Source organism: Vibrio sp. Makdt (assembly GCF_027587015.1).
Classification (GTDB): Bacteria; Pseudomonadota; Gammaproteobacteria; order Enterobacterales; family Vibrionaceae; genus Vibrio; species Vibrio chagasii_B.
In genome coordinates this window covers 57787-77003 of the sequence record NZ_JAPPTH010000014.1, presented here as the reverse complement: position 1 = coordinate 77003, position 19217 = coordinate 57787, and the positions used below count along the sequence as shown (strand labels likewise).

Genomic DNA, 19217 nt, shown 5'->3' with positions numbered 1-19217 from the left:
AGACTGCTTAAAATGACTAAAAATATTCATGACCAACGTATTCTAATTCTAGACTTCGGTTCTCAATACACACAGCTAGTTGCTCGTCGTATTCGTGAGATCGGTGTTTACTGTGAACTTTGGAGCTGGGACGTAGACGAAGCGGATATTCGTGAATTCAATCCAGACGGTATCATCCTATCTGGTGGCCCTGAAAGTGTAACGGAAGAGAACTCTCCACGTGCACCTCAGTACGTGTTTGATTCAGGTGTTCCTGTATTTGGTATCTGCTACGGCATGCAAACTATGGCTGAGCAACTTGGCGGTAAAGTAGCAACGTCTACTGAGCGCGAGTTCGGCTACGCAGCGGTACAAGTAACTGGCGAATCAGCACTTTTCGCTGACCTTGAGTCTACTCAAGATGTTTGGATGAGCCACGGTGACAAAGTGGTTGAGATCCCAGCAGATTTCACAAAGATCGCTGAAACAGACACTTGCCCATACGCAGCAATGGCAAACGAAGAGAAGAAATACTTCGGTGTTCAATTCCACCCAGAAGTAACGCACACTAAGAACGGCCTAAAAATGCTTGAGAACTTCGTTCTTAATGTTTGTGGTTGTGAAGGTCTGTGGACTTCAGCTTCAATCATTGAAGATGCAGTTGCACGTATTAAAGAGCAAGTAGGTGACGACGAAGTTATCCTTGGTCTTTCTGGTGGTGTTGATTCATCAGTAGTTGCAATGCTTGCTCACCGTGCAATCGGTGACAAACTAACGTGTGTATTCGTAGATAACGGCTTACTTCGTCTGAACGAAGCTGAGCAAGTTATGGAGATGTTTGGTAACAAGTTTGGCCTAAACATCATCAAAGTAGACGCTGAAGATCGTTTCCTAGAAGCGCTTAAAGGTGAAGCTGAACCAGAAGCTAAGCGTAAGATCATCGGTCACGTATTCGTAGATATCTTCGATGAAGAGTCTAAGAAACTGACAAATGCTAAGTGGCTTGCTCAAGGTACTATCTACCCAGACGTAATCGAGTCTGCAGCATCTAAGACGGGTAAAGCACACGTAATCAAATCTCACCACAACGTTGGTGGTCTTCCTGATGATATGGAAATGGGTCTTGTTGAGCCTCTACGTGAGCTGTTTAAAGATGAAGTACGTAAGATCGGTCTAGAGTTAGGTCTTCCATACAACATGCTTTACCGCCACCCATTCCCGGGTCCAGGTCTAGGTGTTCGTGTTCTTGGCGAAATCAAGAAAGAGTACTGTGATCTACTGCGTCGTGCTGATGCTATCTTCATTGAAGAGCTTCACGCTGCTGACCTATACCACAAAGTATCTCAAGCATTCACGGTATTCCTACCAGTACGTTCAGTTGGTGTAATGGGTGATGGCCGTAAGTACGATTGGGTTGTCTCTCTACGTGCTGTAGAAACGATCGACTTCATGACTGCTCACTGGGCACACCTACCATACGACTTCCTAGGTAAGGTATCTAACCGTATTATCAACGAAGTTGATGGCATTTCACGTGTTGTTTACGACATCTCTGGTAAGCCACCAGCAACAATCGAGTGGGAATAATCTCCTAGAGATTTAGCTTACGTTGATTGAAATCTTAAAAGCCTCGAACTCAGTTCGGGGCTTTTTTCTTTTCGATTCATTATCTTGATTCATTGCATTAAAGGCTGATGAGCAATACCCAGAAAGCAAATGAACAATGCCTAGAAACCGAATCAGTTGGAAACTAGATATCAGCTCAAGAAAGTATGAGACGTGTTGTTACGTTTAACTATACATAAAACTATCACTCGCACTTTTTATAAATTCATACCGCAACAGCTAGGCTATTTCCCACGTGGCACATACTCTTTGATGGACTTATTAAGGACAGATAAGAGAATCCATCATGTTAAAAATCAAATATTTGGCGACAGTACTGGGCTGCACCTTAGCAGCACAAAGTCATGCGTCTTTGAACATTCAACCTGATCCGCAAAACCCGAATGGTTACCTTGTTGAAAAATCGGCATTACAAGCTGCTGAACAAGCAAAAACCTCGGACCCTATGTATGCGATCTGGTCACAGGCTCTACAAACTCGTTCGAACACCATCGTTGAAGCGATTGAACCCGGTTTATCTTCCAACCCTGAGAACGTAAAGCGAGTAGAGCGCGTATTCCCTCAATCTGAATGGGACTTCCTTACTCAGATGGCAGCCCCTGAATACACTTACACTCGCTTTCTACGTGCGATTGGTAAATTCCCTGCGTTCTGTGGAGAGTACACTGATGGCCGCGACTCTGATGCCATCTGTAAGAAATCCATCATCACAGCCTTTGCTCATTTCTCTCAAGAGACGGGCGGCCACATCGCGATAGATAATACTTCTGATAACCCGTTGGGTTTAGAAGAGTGGCAGCAAGCGTTAGTCCATGTTCGTGAAATGGGTTGGTCTGAAGGGCAAGAAGGTTACACCACAGGCTGTGGTCAGAATGATTGGCAAAATGCACGCTGGCCATGTGCGGCAGGGCAGGGTTATTTCGGTCGTGGTGCAAAACAGCTTTCTTACCACTTTAACTACGGCGCTTTCTCTGAAGTAATGTTCGATGGTGATGCAACGGTTCTGCTGAATAATCCGGGCCTAGTTGCAGATTCTTGGTTGAACTTGGCTTCGGCTATTTGGTTCTTCTTAACGCCACAAGCACCGAAGCCAGCGATGCTGCATGTTATCGATCGTACTTGGACACCATCTCAACGTGAACTGGATGCGGGCATTGGTTATGGCTTTGGTACCACCATCAACGTAATCAACGGTGGTATTGAGTGTGGTGAACAGAATAAAGACAAAGGCCAACCGGTTAACCGCATTCGTTACTGGGAAGGGCTAGCGGCGCACTATGAAATTCCTGTAGAGGCAGACGAAAAGAATACCTGTTGGCAGCAAACGCCATACGGAAGCTTGAACCTCAACGGCGCAACAGATGTGCTGTACACCAACTGGGATGGCAACTGGAAATACTACGCAGATCGTCCAGAAGGTTACTCATTTGAGTGTGAGTTAGTCGGCTTCCAAACTGCATACTCTGCATTAGTACCGGGCGATTACGAGAAGTGTGTGACTAACTTCTATGGATCTCATGCAAGTTGGCCTGAAGTGAAGGTGGTCGATAAGCTTGATCCGGTAGACCCAGGAACCGATCCAGGTGGCAACGGCTGGAGTGCGACTAAGGTTTACAACGCTGGTGATCAAGTGACTCACAATGGCGCAACTTATGAAGCGAAATGGTGGACACAAGGGGATGACCCTGCCAATGGTGGCCCTTGGAAACTAGTAGCAGGTGAGCCAACACCACCAGTTGTGACAGATCCAACGCCTGTTGATCCTGCTCCTGTCGATCCAGAACCAGTAGACCCAACACCCGTTGAACCGCCTGTGACAGAGCCACCAGTGGTTGTCGATCCATCTGAATTTATAACGTGGCAAGCAGGTGTTAGCCAAGTGAGTAATGGCGATAAAGTGACGCATAACGGTAAGTGCTTCGTGGCTAAAAACGGCCCTGGCGTCTGGGAAAGCCCAGTTCAATCGAATTGGTTCTGGGATGAAATCAGCTGTAATTAATCGTTCAGCCAATTGAGTACCTTAACTGATTAATCAAAGCCGAAAGTGATTGCTTTCGGCTTTTGCGTTTCTGCTCTGCGTTCCTCGATCATCTAACGCAAAACTCCCTAGCTGAATGCTAATTTTCCATTTAGAGAATAAAGTCCTGTACAAATGCTATTTGTGAATTTATATTCACTTTTAAATTATACTTATTCTTTATTTTAGGTTTAAGGTTTACCTATGGAACAGACAGATATCACGTCACTCATCCCCATTGTGATTACTTTGGTGTTGTCGTTGGCGACAAGGAATGTAGTGATTGGCCTTTTTGCTGGCGTACTCAGTGGCGTTGCTATGCTTACCGGAATGTTTAGTGAACTAAACCCTCTTGATACCTTTGGAACCATGGTCAAAGGCTACCTAGTGCCACAGCTTACTGATAGCTACAATGCTGGCGTCATTATGCTGTTGGTATTCATCGGGGGCTTTGTCGCTTTGATGGAAAAGTCGGGTGGTGGTGTTGCGTTTGCTAAGCGTGTGACAGAGTGGGTAAGTAACAAGTGCCAAGCTCAATTGTCTGCATGGTTTGGAGGAATCGTGATATTTTTCTCTGACTTAGGTACTCCGTTAATTGTTGGTCCTGTCTTTCGTCCCCTTTTCGATAAACTGAAACTTTCTAGACAGAAACTGGCATTCATCATTGACTCAACATCATCACCTGTCGCGATCCTTATCCCTTTTATCGGGTGGGGCATTTACATCATGAGTCTGATTCAAAAAGAGTTTATGGCTTTGAATGTCAACATGTCTGATTGGGATGCTTTTATCGGTGCGATTCCTTTTCAGTTCTACGCATTCTTAGCGATTTTCATTGTTCCTTTGGTTTCAGTTAAAGGTTTAGACTTCGGACCAATGGCAAAAGCGGAACGTGATTGCCAAGCCGGAATCAACTCTGGCGTGAACAGCGAGTCACTCAATCCTTTCTCGCATAAAAATGCAAAGGCATCTTTTGTTTGGGCACCATTGTTAGTGATGCTGGTGGTATTATGTGCCATGTTGGTTCCACAAGGTTTCCCATTTCAAAAGGTCGCGGGCTCATCGTTTAGAGCGGCGTTATCTTCGGCTTATTTCTTTGCCGCGATTACCTTGATCTCGCTGATGGCTTATTACGGAGTGAGAAAGCTGTCGGATGGCGTTTCTGTGTACCTCAAAGGTATGGGTAACATGATGCCGGTTGCGATTATTTTGGTATTGGCGTGGGCATTAAGCACGATAGGTAAAGAGCTAGGCGCGGCGGCTTATATTGCAGAACAAGCACAGAGCGGTTTCCCTTACTGGTTAGTGCCTGCTGTAGCCTTTTTACTGTCGGCTATTATCTCATTCGCTACGGGCTCTTCATGGGGAACTTTTGCCATCATGATGCCTTTGGTTATCCCAACCGCGATTGCCATTGATGCACCACTGTTGGTTGCGATTGGTGCGGTACTTTCTGGTGGTTTGTTTGGTGATCACTGCTCACCAATATCTGAAACCACCATCCTCTCTTCAACAGGTGCCGGATGTGACCAGTTTGAACACTTTAAGACGCAGTTACCTTACGCATTAATGAACGGTTGTATTGCTTTAGTGAGTTTTGTTGTCGCAGGCTTCACTGGTAGCTCGTTGGTTGTGTTAGGTGCGCTTGTCGCTCAATTGGTTGTGGTGACACTGCTAGCCAAGCGCGACGCGAGTAAAAACGCTTCTTCAGAAGTTCAAGCTCAAGTGTCTGAATCTAAACCACAGCAAGCGTAATTTAAGATTACGAATGAGAGACTAGATACGGGACGCGAGTAAACGAGTATCGAAGAGCTTGCCCTCTATTGTCTAAGTTTGATGCTAAGGATTCTCGCTTATTCAAATCTGGAGACTCTTTTCTCATCCCGCATCTCGTTACTCGTATCTTTTTCATATGTATATCTCGTCCCTCGATTCTGGAATGACGATGGGATGGGTAGATACGGATGCGAGTAATCGAGCAACGAAGAGCTCGCCTTCTGTTGCCTACGTTTGCTATTAAGGGGGAGTTTACTCGTATCTAAAAACTCTTTTCTCATCCTGCATCTCGTTACCCGCATCTAAGTTACACTCGTTTCTTCCTAACCATCTCAACATACACTTCATCCGTCATTCCCTATAGCGAGGCACGAGCGTAGTAGGGAATCTCTTTCGTTTATCGTTGGTGTGGATATCTAAAGGAGATTCCAGACATCTCGTCCCTCGATTCTGGAATGACGAATGAGAGACCAGCTCTTCGCATCCTGTATCCCGTTACTCGCATCTTTTCTATCGCGTGGTAGGGAATCTCCAACGCATAACTTCCGTGAATGTAAATTGCAGAAACCAAATTAAAATCCCAATAAGATCATTTCAACAACCTTAGTTTTCGATAACTGGATTATCCCAAAATAGATTTATCAATTAAAATTTTCTTACAATTTTTATTGGTTTTTTTTAACCCCTATTTGATAAAGGTAAATTCGCAATGTCGACCAAACTAGCTAACCCAGCGCCGTTAGGCTTAATGGGTTTCGGTATGACCACTATTCTTCTTAATATCCACAACGCAGGTTTCTTTCCACTAGATTCAATGATCCTTGCGATGGGTATTTTTTACGGTGGTTTAAGCCAAGTTATCGTTGGCACAATGTGTTTCAAGCGTGGTGACACGTTCGGTACAACTGCATTTACCTCTTACGGCCTATTCTGGTTGTCTCTAGTTGGTCTAATCGTAATGCCTTACATGGGCCTACCAGCAAGCCCAGCAGCATTCATGGGCTGGTACCTACTTCTATGGGGCATCTTCACAGGCTTCATGTTCATCGGTTCTCTATGCTACCCAGTAGCGAAGCAAGTAGTATTCGGTTCACTAACTATCTTGTTCTTCCTACTTGCAGCTCGTGATTTCACAGGTAGCCAACTGATCGGCACTATCGCTGGTTTCGAAGGTATCTTCTGTGGTGCTTCTGCTATCTACTTCGCAATGGCACAAGTAATCAACAACGAATACGGCCGCACAGTGCTGCCAATCGGTGAGAAGAAAGCACCTCAAATGGCAACACAAGAAATCGCTGCATAATCTCGCGTTTCTTAGAAATATAAAAAAGGGTTAGCCATGGCTAACCCTTTTTTGCATTTGCTCTAAAGAAAAACAGAATCTAGAGCAACTTATCGTTTAAAAGCTGTAATTGAAGGTCTTACGCTGAAGGCTGTTCTACTGGCTTGCTGTCTGCCACTTCAGCTTCTGGCGACTTACCCGTCTTACGCTTGTACTTCTCTTCCCAGTAAGTAGCACCTTTGATGCCTAGTTTTACAGGGTTGAATGTGTACTCGGTTACGCCTTTACTCTGCTGTTCTTCGTAGTCAGCCAAAGCTTTTAGCGCAGGCTTAGACATGAAGAAAATGATCAGAATACCAACGATGTTTAACCATGCCATCAAGCCAACACCAACGTCACCCATTGCCCATGCAAGGTTCGCTGTTTTAACTGTGCCATAGAAAACCGCAGTGATAAGGACAAGCTTAAGTACGAACATCATGCCAGGGATCTTGATGGTACGACGTAGGTAAGCAATGTTCGTTTCTGCAATGTAGTAGTAAGCAAGAATCGTTGTAAATGCGAAGAAGAACAGAGCAAATGCGATGAATGGCTTACCAACACCTGGTAGTGCGCTTTCAATCGCTAGCTGTGTAAATACAGGGCCGTTTGCACCAACGTTTGCTGCTAGGTTTTGTACAAGGAATACGCCTTCTGCGCCACCGTGTACGTTGTAAGCACCAGTGATGATGATCATGAACGCCGTAGCAGAACAAACTAGCAGTGTATCGATGTAGATAGAGAATGATTGAACCAAACCTTGCTGAGCTGGGTGATCAACACTTGCTGCCGCAGCTGCGTGAGGACCAGTACCTTGACCCGCTTCGTTTGAGTAAACACCACGTTTAACACCCCAACCAATCGCAGCACCGAAGCCAGCCATAGGCGTGAATGCATCACCAACAATCATAGAGAACACAACAGGAACTTGGCTGATGTTTAGTAGGATGATAACGAACGCGATGATGATGTAAGCCAATGCCATGAATGGAACAACGATTTGCGTGAAGTTAGCAATACGTTTAACACCACCGAAGATGATGAAACCAAGGATGATAGCGACAACAGTACCAGTGAAAATTTTAGCGAAACTGAATGTACCGACAGCTGTTTCGATCATTGCACCTGAACCAAATGCAGCTTCTACAGCGTTACCGATGCTGTTTGATTGAACACCTGGAAGTAAAATACCACAAGCAAAAATCGTCGCGATTGCAAAGATCCATGCGTACCACTTCTGACCCATCGCTTTTTCGATGTAGTAAGCCGGACCACCACGGAACTGGCCTTCGTCTTCTTCTTTGTAGATTTGCGCTAGCGTAGATTCTGCAAACGCAGTCGCTGCACCAAAGAAGGCAACAACCCACATCCAGAATACTGCACCAGGGCCACCGAAACCGATAGCAGCAGCAACACCTGCAATGTTACCTGTACCTACACGGCCAGATAGCGAAACAGCAAGAGCTTGGAAAGATGAGATACCTTTATTCGAACTTTTACCAGATAGTAACAAACGCCACATTTCAAAGAAGTGACGGATTTGTACAAATCGAGTCATGACCGAGTAGAACAAACCAGCACCTAAACATAGATAGATAAGTACTGGACTCCAGATTATTCCATTCAAAAAATCAACGAATGACTGCATGAGTATTTTCCCTGTTATTTTTACTTGTGATTGTTTTTCGAACAACACAATACTTCACTTGTAACCTGAGTGTTAAATTATTTAACTGCGCATTCGGATTACTGTGACATAAAGCATGTTGTGGGAGCGAATTGTTAACGCTTAGTGCTATTTCGATAATTGTTCTATTTAAAATTAAATGCAACTAGTTGCTCTGGTTGGGTTTTGCAAAGTGCATAAATAGTGATTAATACAAAAGTGTGAGTTGCTTGAAGGATTGAGAATGGGGTGAGAGCGAAAACTGCTCTTTTAGCCGATTGGCAGTAACGGCTATAACCGGCGGAATGTTACCGATAAGTTAGAATATATCACCTCTATTTAGAGCACTGACAGCTTTAAGGGGAGGTGTTCTTTTGAAGGAAGGGATGGCAAGAGGGCACGCTATATCCGCAGCCGTGCCCAGTTAAAAGCCTGTTTTAAACAACATTGAATCCCTGTTTTATCAACTTTTGAGTGAATTCAGACTGGGTATCTGGTTCGCCATGAATCAAATGTACTTCTTTGGGGGCCACAGGAATGCCAGCAATAAAGCGCTTGAGATCTTCTTGGTCGGCGTGAGCAGAGTAGCCAGACATGCCATGAATTTGAGCATTCACCTCCACTTGCTTGTCGTCGATCGATACTTGCATTTCACCTTGTTGAAGCTCCCTCCCTAGCGTGCCGTGCGCTTGGTAGCCCGCTAGAATCACATCGGTTCGTTTATCTGGCAGTAAGGCGGATAAGTAGTTCATGATTCTGCCTCCCTGACACATACCGGAAGCCGCGACCACAATCGCAGGCTCACCAGTTGAACGCAGTCTATTGACGATTTTCTTATGCATTCTATGCCCATCGACAGTAATGCACTGCTCAAATGCCAGTGGGTGACGTTGTAGTTCAAGTCGTTGTTTTGCCTCTTGGCCCCAGAGTTCTTTAAAGCGTCGGTAAGAACGGGTGACTTTCAGAGCCATCGGTGAATCAAGAATGATAGGAATGTCCGCACTGAGTTGATGCTCAAAGATCAGTTGCTCAATATCAAACAGGAGTTCTTGTGTACGACCAATACTGAATGCCGGGATCAAGATGACACCACCATCCAGTAGCGAACGATCAATGATGGCTTTAAGGCGTTCGGCTCGTGTCGCAATATCATCGTGTGTGCTAGTGCCATAGGTTGATTCGATAAACAGGTAGTCGGCCTGCTGAGGAGGCGTAGGGTCGGGCAGTAAAGGTGTGTTGCTTGGCCCTAAGTCTCCGGAAAATACTACCACTTGTTGATTAGGTAACTTTATCTCGATATAGGCAGAACCCAAGATATGCCCAGCAGGTTGAAAACGAGCATACAGAGTATTTGGCCTACTATGATCCTTTCCGTTTGTTTGCTGTTTGGCAGCGATAGGAAACCACTCTCCATAAGGCTTGGGAACAATCAATGAGTGGAGCTTTTTCAGTATTAGTTTTGCTTGTTTATGGCTTAGCCCTTGCAGCTTTAAGCCATCTTCAATCATTAAAGGGGCAAGTTCAGCGGTGGCTTGAGTGCAATAAATCGGTTGGTTGAACCCAGTGGCGAGCAACCAAGGCAGTCGCCCGATATGGTCAATGTGAGTATGAGTTAACAGTAGGGCATTGAGGTGGGATGTTTCGAAATCGATATCAAGAGGGCGACTGTCTCTACCTTGAAACAAGCCACAATCGATAAGCACGGCTTGGCCGGAATCTCTTAACTCGTGACAAGATCCTGTGACCGTATGTTTACCGCCATGGTGAATCACTTCCATCGTTTACTCCCATTGCTCTATGCCGTTTCCCGCGTTTTATTTTGCGGATAACCGTCGGCAAGTAAAACAAGAACAATGAGAGTTGCGATCGTAAGGTCTCTTTTTCGGTAATTGAGCGATAACTCAATGTTTTCGCTGCGAGTTAGCTCGTAGAAGAACGGTCGGAATCAAGCCCAGGGTTTTGTTGTGATTCCAATCTAGCGACTTCAGCATCAAGCTCAGCAATCTTCTCAGCCATTAACGCATGGCAGTGGTTCGCCAGTTCTCTTGCGTCACTCAGTTTGTATCCAGATACATCAATAGGTTCAAGCATCTCGGTAATCACAATGCCGTTGTTTAGTCGGTTAAAGTCGATTTTATTGTGAGTGGTGCTCGTGCACATCGGGGTGATAGGCACACCTGCCTCAATCGCCATTCGGAAAGCGCCTGTTTTGAAAGGCAATAGCCCGCGGCCTTTACTACGTGTCCCCTCAGGGTAAACCCACACAGAAAGGTCTCGCTGATGAATTGCTTCTGCCACTTGTTTGATGGTATCGCGCGCTTTCGACTTGTCTTCACGGTTGATCAGAATGTTCCCCGTGATCCAATACAGTAGACCAAAGAAAGGCACTATCAATAAATCACGCTTTCCTAAAGAAACGGTACGCGGCCTTAGCATTCCTGGATCGGTGACAAAATCCAACACACTTTGGTGGTTAGAGATATACACGCTCTTTTCTGGTGTGGGTGCATTCTCTAGGCCACGCTGCACCAGTTTTACACCAAGGATCTTCTGTAATTGGTTGAACCAACGACAAAAAAAGTACACATGCTTAGGGTTCTTGGGGCTAAACAAGCAGTAAACAAAAGCAAATAACGTGGTGAAAATAATAAACACCGTAGCCAAGATAATACGAAGAACAGCAAGCACAATTGACTCCTTACTCACTACAAGGATGCAGTGATTAAATAGTTTTAGATAATTGAAGTTTTCACTCTATTTAACCGAAATGCAACAATTAACTGTGTGTGAGGCCTATTTTTAGATCTGTATATAAAACAATGACTAACAATCACTCACAGACAGGCTTACCGAGCTTACACGTGTTCACCAGTACAGGGTTATGAGGGCCAATATTGCTTATTTGGGTCTGATTGCTCTACCCATTCAGGATTTTGGCGAGCTTCGAAATAGAGCTGAAGGCCGTTATAAGACATGAAAGCCGCAGGGCCGCCAAGGTGTTCGAAATAGTCAAAATAATCATCTTCAAGCGCGCACAACTGAGCTAAATCTTCCACGTTGTTCGCCAGTGCCCATTGAATCGCAAACACCGGAGCCGTTGAGCCTGCAACCGACACTTCTTCAATATTGGGGTTAAACATCGCATTAGCCTGTTCTAGCAGAATCTCTTGCTGTTCAGACTCTTGCAGCAGCACCTCATCGATGATCGCTAAGCGCTTGGTATTCGAGACATTCTTGTTCAGCTTTGCAATTCTCAGTGCGTAGCTAAATCTTTCTGATGAAACAATATTGACCAGCTCAGACAGCAGTTCTTTGTCTACCCCTGCAGCCTTGGTGAAATAATCGATACAAGAGTGGATTGAAGCATAACGAGTGCCTTCAAACTCAAAGCCACTGGTTTCGTCGTAGGCCTCAATGGCGATGTTATCAAGCGACAAAGGCCAACCTTGATAATCGACTCGTTGCTTGGCTATTTGATACATCTTCCAAGCGCTGCGCCCAAAGCCGCCAAGTGTTGAGCCCGTAAACTCACTGTCTATCAGCTCTTGCTCTGTCCAGTTCTCACCAATACCTAAGTGTTTGGCATACTTATCAATGAGCGCATGTTTTATCTGGTCGCGCACCGCCCAAATCGAAGTCAGGTCTTTCGCATATTTGACACTCGAGCACTCTTTACACGCTGGCAGCGCTATCGGCGCATGACCAACCTTGGCAAAAAGCGAAGCGGTTTTAGGAAACTCAACCGTGTGATTAGAAGGCTCACCACAAAACCAACAGGTGTGGCGCAGGTTGAATGGGATGTCTATGTAGGAGTATTGAGTCATTGAACGTCTATCGCTGAGTGTTGAGGTTGGGAGCATTACGGTAAAACAATTATCTCTGTTCGGTTGTCGCCTTGCACCTGGTTTGTTTCACTTTTCCACCGAGTTTGATTTTAGGCGCTTGTTATCTGAATGGGTTGGTGAAGATATGTTTATATAAAACAGCGACTAATGGTCAATGTTGATGGGAGTGGCTGAACCGATATGTGCCGCTAGTAATCTTGTTAGGTCACTATTACTATGGAGCTAGACTCCTTACTCCAATAGCGCATATGTCTTCATCGATTCCTTTTTACGATAAAAATGCTCACCTACTTTGCCAGCAGTACCATTCTGTTGCTTTCGAAGCTGTTCATAAAAGCTGGCAAGCTTATTGGCCTTTAGAGGGCGATAAGGTGCTAGATGTAGGGGCGGGATGTGGCCGTGATGCGTTATGGATGCAAAAGGCTGGTGCGGAAGTCATCGCTATAGAACCCAGTGCGTCATTACGTGAGCAGGGCTCAGAATATACTGGGCCAGATGTTACATGGTTGGATGATTCACTCCCATCCTTGAGTCGAACTGAAAACCTTGGAATGCGTTTTGACCTGGTACTAGTAAGTGCTGTGTGGATGCACCTTGCACCGTCATATCGAGAGCGAGCATTCAGAAAGTTATCTAACTTACTCGCTCCAAATGGCAAATTGGTGATTACGCTACGTCACGGAGAGTTTTATGACGACCGAGAGGGCTATGAAGTCTCGGTTGAAGAGCTTGAGCGTTTATCGAAGAACAGTGCTTTGTTGGTACGTCATGTCGATGATAGCCAAGACACCTTGAAGCGCAGTGAGGTTTGGTGGCAAACCGTAGTGATGACCTTGCCAGATGACGGCTCGGGTGATTTAAACAAGGTGCGCCACATTATTGTGAATGACAATAAGTCGGCCACATACAAATTGGCTCTGTTAAGAACCTTGCTGCGAATCGCAGATGCCCATTCAGGTGCTGTGATTGATCGAACCGATGGCAAAATATCTCTACCAGCGGGTTTGGTTGCTTTGTATTGGGTTAGGCAATTTAAGCGTCTGATTGATATCGATATAAAAGGCGTTGGGATTCAGCAAAATAGCAACACGAGTAAAGGCCTAGGATTTGTAAAAGACGATGGCTGGAACAAACTCAAGCACCTCAGTGCTGATGATTTAGCTATTGGTGCCATGTTTTTAGGTGAGGAAGCCAAGGCTCTACAAAAGCTATTTTCACAGACGATCAGCACCATTAAATCGGGCCCAGTGACCTTTATTTATCAAGGCTCCAAAGAGAATAAGTTGTTTGAGATACTTCCACCTCAACAGCGACGAAAGAGTCGAGAATCACTAGTTATCGACAGTGAGTTCTTAGCAAGCTTTGGTTATTTCACTCTGGATGAAAGCTTGTGGGAATGTTTCAGAATCTACCACTCTTGGATTGAGCCGTTAGTCGTGAATCAATGGGTGATTGAGATGCAGCGTTTTGAGTTAAATCGACAGCGCAACATTTCACTACAGACCTATCATGACTGCTTAGTCTGGATTGACCGAAACCACGATACTCGTGACGTACGCAAAAGAGTTGAGCAACTTAGAGCCGAACATGCAGACATTGTCAGTGTTTGGAGTGGGAAATCGTTAAAAAATGAGTATCACGTTGATCACTGTTTGCCTTTTGCTTACTGGCCGAATAATGATAAGTGGAACCTCTTTCCAACCACAAGCAAAGAGAACTTAAGCAAAAGTGACAAAGTGCCTACCGCTGAAAAACTTCGCGCGTCTAAACCTCGTATTCTCGAATGGTGGCAATTGGCGTGGAGTGATTCGGCTCATTTTGAACAGCAATTCTTTTCTGAAGCGGCCCTTTCTTTACCTAATATTCCACCACAATGTCGAGACTTTGAAGAGGTGTTTGACGCAATGGGTCTGCAGGTACGTGGTGTGAAAAGTCGACTGCTAATCAACGAGTGGCATTGAGCGCCACGTTTACCCGAAAATTAGTCCTTTAAACTACGGTAGAGTAAACAATGAAATACATCGGAATTGATGGCTGTAAGGCGGGTTGGATTGCTTGGATTGTCTCTGATAATCAGGCGCCAGTTTTCAAAGTAGTAAAGGCACTCGATGAGCTAGCGAGTGATCTTATCGGTTCAACGGCGCTTATCGATATGCCGATTGGTTTTAGTGACGCACAAACCCCAGATCGCTTGTGCGACAAAGCAGCAAGACGTTTTCTAACCAGTAAACGCGGTTCTTCAGTATTTCCGGTTCCGTGTAGAGAGGCGGTTTATCAAGCCGATTATATTGCGGCGTGCAGTGCCAATGTGCAGCAGCTTGGTAAGAAGTTCTCTAAGCAAACTTGGGGTATTGTTCCTAAAATCCGAGAGTTGGATAAACTCATCGACGATCACCCAAACTTATCGATAAGAGAGTCCCACCCTGAGGTGGTGTTCGCTGCCTTGAAAGGAGAACCGCTGATGTTTTCTAAGCGAACTCAAGAGGGCAAAGAGGAAAGGCTTTCGATTATTCAGCAACTCGCCCCGCAATGGTGTGAGGGTGTGGCGTTAGCTATCTCGAACACCAAGCGTAAAGATGTTGCGATAGATGATATTTATGACGCATTTATATTGATGCTGATTGCTTATCACGCTCCAACATTGTCGTGCTTGCCTGAGCTTTCTGAGCTTTCTGAGCTTGGCGGAAAGGCGGATAAGGATCAGAATGGTCGAGTTCGCGAAATCGTTTATTGGAACAAAGTGCACTAGCGAAGTATGCGCTCTGTTAGGTTGAGTGTGTTATTTTCCACTTCCTGTCTTTTTACTCTTAATGTTTTTGAGCCTTGATATGAAACGTTTAATTGTTGGTTTGCTGGCAACGTTGCTCAGTGCGGTGAGTTACGGCCAAGTTGCGCCAGTCTCTCAGTGGCAATGCGATATGATGAAAAAGAACAAGGTATTGAATAGCGGAGCGCCTGTTGGCTGTGATCGCCTCTCTAAAGTGGACTTTGATTTCATTAACTTTAAGGGCGAAACGCAGCAGGGGAACATGATTGTGCTTGATGTTATCGCCCCTTCTGTTGAACAAATCTTTTTAGCGCTCAAACAGCGTAATTTCCCACTGCATTCTGCGCGCCTAATGCGTGAGTTTAACGGCGATGATAACGCCTCGATGGACGCCAACAACAGCAGCGCGTTTAATGCTCGGCCTATCACAGGCGGAGGAGGTTGGTCGAAGCATGCATACGGTGTGGCAATCGACATCAACCCAGTTCAAAACCCTTTCTTAGCGTTTGATAGCAACGGAACCATCACGGTAAAGCCTTCGCAGTCGGCAACCAGCTACGTGAATAGAACACGCTTTCGTGCGCGCAATGACATTGAACGCCGAGGCATGGCGGAAGATGTGGTCGAGCTGTTTGCACATCATGGTTTCATGATCTGGGGAGGGGACTGGAATTCTCCAATCGATACTCAGCATTTCGAGGTCGGGTCGAGAAAGTTCGTTAATCAACTGCTCTCTAAACCCAAACCAGAAGCCAAAGTGTTATTTGAGCGATACGTCGAATCTTATCGCCAATGTTTTAATAAAAACAGAGGCGAGGGCGCAGAAAAAGCTCGTGCTGTATGTGCAAAGAAAACAGTCGGGACTTTTTAGTGCTATGTTTATCTAGAACCGTTTGTGTTTTAGCAAGTTAAGCTCGCTTCAAGGGTATTTTGAATCGCTAAGGTCAACGCGCGTCGTTGGCCTTTTTTGTATTCGCTTCTCCAATAGAAGACCGAGCACTCAAAGGCTATTGGGTATGCGTTAGTCAATAATTGATGAAATAATGCGACGCAAAGTCATCGGTTTGTCATTGAAAAAGTCATAGCGTAAACGTTATGTGAGAACCATTGCTGGTGGGGGAACTTCTTGCCTATTCGCCAGTATTATTAGTGAACTGATCACAACGGACCAACTAATGAAAAAGATACCTTTGGCTCTAACTCTTTTAAGCACTTTACTTTTTTCACAATATTCTTTGGCTACAGATACTTCACACACTACGCAAAACCCGACTTATGAACTCGATGGTAAGGCGGTATTAGGCCGTACTGAGAATGTATTCCTCTCTAGCGTTCAAGGGCTTAAAGACGTTCCTTTCATTGGAAAAATCGACACTGGTGCAGAAACCACTTCGATGCATGCAGAAGACATCCATGTAAAAAGCACACATGCCGATTATAAGAACCTCAAAGACAAAGAGTTGATGTCTGCATTGACTGAAGATGTGCTGAACAATAGCGACGTTGATTACGACGATTGGGATGGCAGCACCTTTGCGAAATACCAAGCTGTGGTCTCTTTTAAGGTTCAAAATCCACGTACTGGTGAGATGGTATTGGTTGAGGCGCCGTTAGAACGTGTTAGCATGATTCGCAGCCGTACCAGCAGCACACCTTTGCTTCGCCCGACGATTAAAATGTCTCTGACTATTGCAGGCCAAGAGCTAAAAACCGATGTTAACCTGACAGACAGAAGCCACTTCTCTGCGCCTGTATTGATCGGTAAAACCTTCCTAGCGGACAACGCACTGGTATTTGCTGGCTACGACTATTTGCAAGAGCAAGAGAACGCAACCGTGGTTGGCCGTAAAGAGGTGGTGTCTATCTCGGGAATGGATATGAATGCGACTTTCTCGTTAAAGAACCGCTACAGCATTTTGCATGCAAAAGACATCGACATAGACAAAAAGAACAAACAAGTGACGTTTGATATGTTCGACAACAATGGCAAGCAAAAAGAGATGACATTGCCGTTGGTTCGTATGTTAAGCGTGAGCGGTAAGAAGAGGCCTTTAGTCTATGTTCCCGTTCAACTTGATGAGAACACCACCAAAGATGTTCTGGTGTACCTACGTGAGCGTTCAAGTAGTGAGTCGCAGTTGAGATTTGGAACCAGTACCGCTAGTGAACTCTTCATGATAGACACCAGTGCTGAGAATATTTTATCAGAAGGCTCAGAGAGCTTTAGTGATGTGGCGGAGTCTGGTGAACCTATGATTATCTCACCGGAAGAGGACATCACACTGGATGACTTCCCGCTAAAGGCTGTGGCTTCTTTCACGGTAAACACGCCTCTGTTGAAGGTGGACAGCTTTGAGATTGTCGGTAAAGGCAAAGATGAATCGGTTGAGTTTTACCTAACTGACGCGAATGGCGAACAGCAGAAGGTCACAAAGCCAATCATTAAAAAGCTTAAAGTCGGAGATGATAGTCGCCCAGTTGTAAGTGGTGAGTTCTCGGCCTCTGGCAAGGTTCGCACACAAGAGTTTGCTATAGATGTGCTAAACAGCAATGAAAAAGAAGCTTACTTCATTCTCGGTAAGAAGATGGCTAAAGAGGGTGTTTATGTAAACACGCGCTCTGACTACCTATTGAAAGCTGAGCCTCTGTTTAAAGTAGGGCACATTGAAGTGGTTGAAGTGAACGGCATGACATTCCCTGCCAAGCTAGATACCGGTGCTGATGTGAGCTCAATGAACGCGGTGAACATTAAGAGATTTAAGAAAGATGGCCAAGACATGGTGACCTTTACTTATCAGAACAACCAAGGCGATAAGCAAGAGTTCACCAAGCCAGTGATTGATGTGATGCGCATTAAGGCGAAGAAAGGCGAGAAGGTTAACATTCGCCCTGTCGTAGAAATGAAAGTGAAGTTAGGCGATTTAGAAAAAGAGGTGAGAGTGAACCTTCAAGATCGTTCTCGCTTCGAATACAGCATGATTTTAGGTAAGAACTTCCTGAAGTACGGCGCGGTAGTAAGTAGTGATGAAGATTACGTCCTAGGGAAAATGGAGTAACGACTCAACTTACTAAAGCTAAATTGAACAGTTCTAAACGGCCACACATTTCAGTAATGGGATGTGTGGCTTTTTAATAACTAACAGTTTTGATGAGTTATTAGCTCGTTGTTTTACCGTTGAACGCATCTCATTTTGTGCCCTTGAGACAAACAAAAAGGGCCAACTCTTTCGAGTTGGCCCTTTCCAAACGTTTGGTGGAGCTGGCGGGAGTTGAACCCGCGTCCAAAAACTATTCATCATTGGTACTACATGCTTAGTCGATCTTTAAATTCACCAGCAACCTGCGAACCGACACGCTAGTTAAAGGCTAACCTGAATTATAATTCGCGCTTTTCCTCTCAGGTGGGAGAAGCCACGCTAGCTTGTTTGGGTTTGATCTCTTGTTGGTCCCCGTCTTACGAGCGGAAGCTAGGGCAAGAGAGCTCTGAGCAGGTTATTAAGCTGCTAGTGCGTAGTTTTCGTCGTTTGCGACTATTTTTTTGCGGCTTTTTACGTGGCCAACCGCCCCACGGCATGCACCTCAGACTTCAAAATTCCTGTCGAATCCTAAATCAGCCCCAAGTGTTCTTGCATAGTACCAGAAAAGCTTACCCTGTCTAGCACTGTGCGTTTAAGTGCTTAAAATTAGCGCAAATTACTCTTCATAATTCGTGCTTTATCTCTCGCCCAATCTTTTTCTTTCATATCAGTACGTTTATCGTGCAGCTTTTTACCTTTCGCTACGCCGATCTTAATCTTCGCCCAAGAGCGAGACCAATAAAGTGCGGTTGCGACAAGTGTCATGCCTTCACGGTTTATACGACCGATAAGGTTATCGAGTTCTTTTCTCGACATTAGGAGTTTACGGATACGTGTTGGGTTCGCCACGATATGAGTACTCGCTTGAGTAAGCGGAGTGATTGTCATACCACTAATGAATGCTTCGCCATCACGGATGTATACGTAGCTTTCTGCGATATTCGTTTTGCCTTCACGTAGGGATTTTACTTCCCAGCCTTGTAGCTCAAGCCCCGCTTCTATCTCATCATCGATGAAATATTCGTGGCGAGCTTTCTTATTAAGCGCAATGGTATTGCTACCGGCTTTTGATTTTGATTTATTCTTTGCCATAATGGCCTCATTATACGGATTGCGCCCTAGTTGGGGAATCCTTTTTATTTG

At 45.1% G+C, this 19217-nt stretch carries 13 protein-coding genes and 1 other RNA gene; 8 read left to right on the top strand and 6 right to left on the bottom strand.

Going from position 1 to position 19217, the window contains the following annotated elements:
- Positions 1-12 precede the first annotated feature (12 nt).
- The 4 genes from guaA (at position 13) to OH460_RS17340 (ending at position 6701) form a co-directional block, all read left to right on the top strand.
- Entirely contained in the window at positions 13-1566 is a 1554-nt protein-coding gene (gene guaA / locus OH460_RS17355; protein ID WP_269998986.1) for a glutamine-hydrolyzing GMP synthase, read from the top strand.
- A 325-nt stretch (positions 1567-1891) separates the two neighbouring features.
- The gene (locus tag OH460_RS17350; RefSeq protein WP_269998985.1) at positions 1892-3604 is read left to right on the top strand and encodes a chitinase; all 1713 of its coding nucleotides are present in this window, start codon (positions 1892-1894) and stop codon (positions 3602-3604) included.
- Between the two features lie 222 nt (positions 3605-3826).
- Positions 3827-5377, top strand: a complete 1551-nt coding sequence (locus tag OH460_RS17345; RefSeq protein ID WP_269998984.1) for a Na+/H+ antiporter NhaC family protein — start codon at positions 3827-3829, stop codon at positions 5375-5377.
- Between the two features lie 730 nt (positions 5378-6107).
- Positions 6108-6701, top strand: coding sequence for an acetate uptake transporter (locus OH460_RS17340; RefSeq protein ID WP_004737553.1), 594 nt, complete (start codon positions 6108-6110; stop codon positions 6699-6701).
- Positions 6702-6819: 118 nt separating this feature from the next.
- On the opposite strand, the gene OH460_RS17335 is transcribed toward OH460_RS17340, so the two are convergent.
- The 4 genes from OH460_RS17335 to OH460_RS17320 form a co-directional block, all read right to left on the bottom strand.
- Positions 6820-8367 carry an alanine/glycine:cation symporter family protein gene (locus tag OH460_RS17335; RefSeq protein WP_008223346.1) on the bottom strand — a complete coding sequence of 516 codons (1548 nt, stop codon included), beginning with the start codon at positions 8365-8367 and terminating at the stop codon, positions 6820-6822.
- A 455-nt stretch (positions 8368-8822) separates the two neighbouring features.
- Positions 8823-10163, bottom strand: a complete 1341-nt coding sequence (locus tag OH460_RS17330) for an MBL fold metallo-hydrolase (protein ID WP_269998983.1) — start codon at positions 10161-10163, stop codon at positions 8823-8825.
- Between the two features lie 142 nt (positions 10164-10305).
- Positions 10306-11073, bottom strand: a complete 768-nt coding sequence (locus OH460_RS17325) for a 1-acylglycerol-3-phosphate O-acyltransferase (protein WP_061033276.1) — start codon at positions 11071-11073, stop codon at positions 10306-10308.
- A gap of 191 nt (positions 11074-11264) precedes the next feature.
- Positions 11265-12209, bottom strand: coding sequence for a hypothetical protein (locus OH460_RS17320; RefSeq protein ID WP_269998982.1), 945 nt, complete (start codon positions 12207-12209; stop codon positions 11265-11267).
- A 269-nt stretch (positions 12210-12478) separates the two neighbouring features.
- Between OH460_RS17320 and OH460_RS17315 the strand changes: the two genes are divergently transcribed.
- The 4 genes from OH460_RS17315 (at position 12479) to OH460_RS17300 (ending at position 18053) form a co-directional block, all read left to right on the top strand.
- On the top strand, positions 12479-14191 hold the full coding sequence (locus OH460_RS17315; protein ID WP_269998981.1) for a class I SAM-dependent methyltransferase: 1713 nt from the start codon (positions 12479-12481) through the stop codon (positions 14189-14191).
- 50 nt (positions 14192-14241) lie between these two features.
- Positions 14242-14979: a DUF429 domain-containing protein gene (locus OH460_RS17310; RefSeq protein WP_269998980.1), complete on the top strand. Its 738-nt coding sequence runs from the start codon at positions 14242-14244 to the stop codon at positions 14977-14979.
- Between the two features lie 79 nt (positions 14980-15058).
- Positions 15059-15868, top strand: coding sequence for a M15 family metallopeptidase (locus OH460_RS17305; protein WP_269998979.1), 810 nt, complete (start codon positions 15059-15061; stop codon positions 15866-15868).
- 304 nt (positions 15869-16172) lie between these two features.
- A complete protein-coding gene (locus OH460_RS17300) occupies positions 16173-18053 on the top strand; it encodes an ATP-dependent zinc protease family protein (RefSeq protein WP_269998978.1) in 1881 nt (626 codons plus the stop codon).
- 195 nt (positions 18054-18248) lie between these two features.
- On the opposite strand, the gene ssrA is transcribed toward OH460_RS17300, so the two are convergent.
- Both ssrA and smpB read right to left on the bottom strand, forming a co-directional pair.
- Positions 18249-18615, bottom strand: a transfer-messenger RNA (tmRNA) gene (ssrA, locus tag OH460_RS17295).
- A gap of 65 nt (positions 18616-18680) precedes the next feature.
- The gene (gene smpB / locus OH460_RS17290) at positions 18681-19166 is read right to left on the bottom strand and encodes an SsrA-binding protein SmpB (RefSeq protein WP_061033262.1); all 486 of its coding nucleotides are present in this window, start codon (positions 19164-19166) and stop codon (positions 18681-18683) included.
- Positions 19167-19217: the final 51 nt, after the last annotated feature.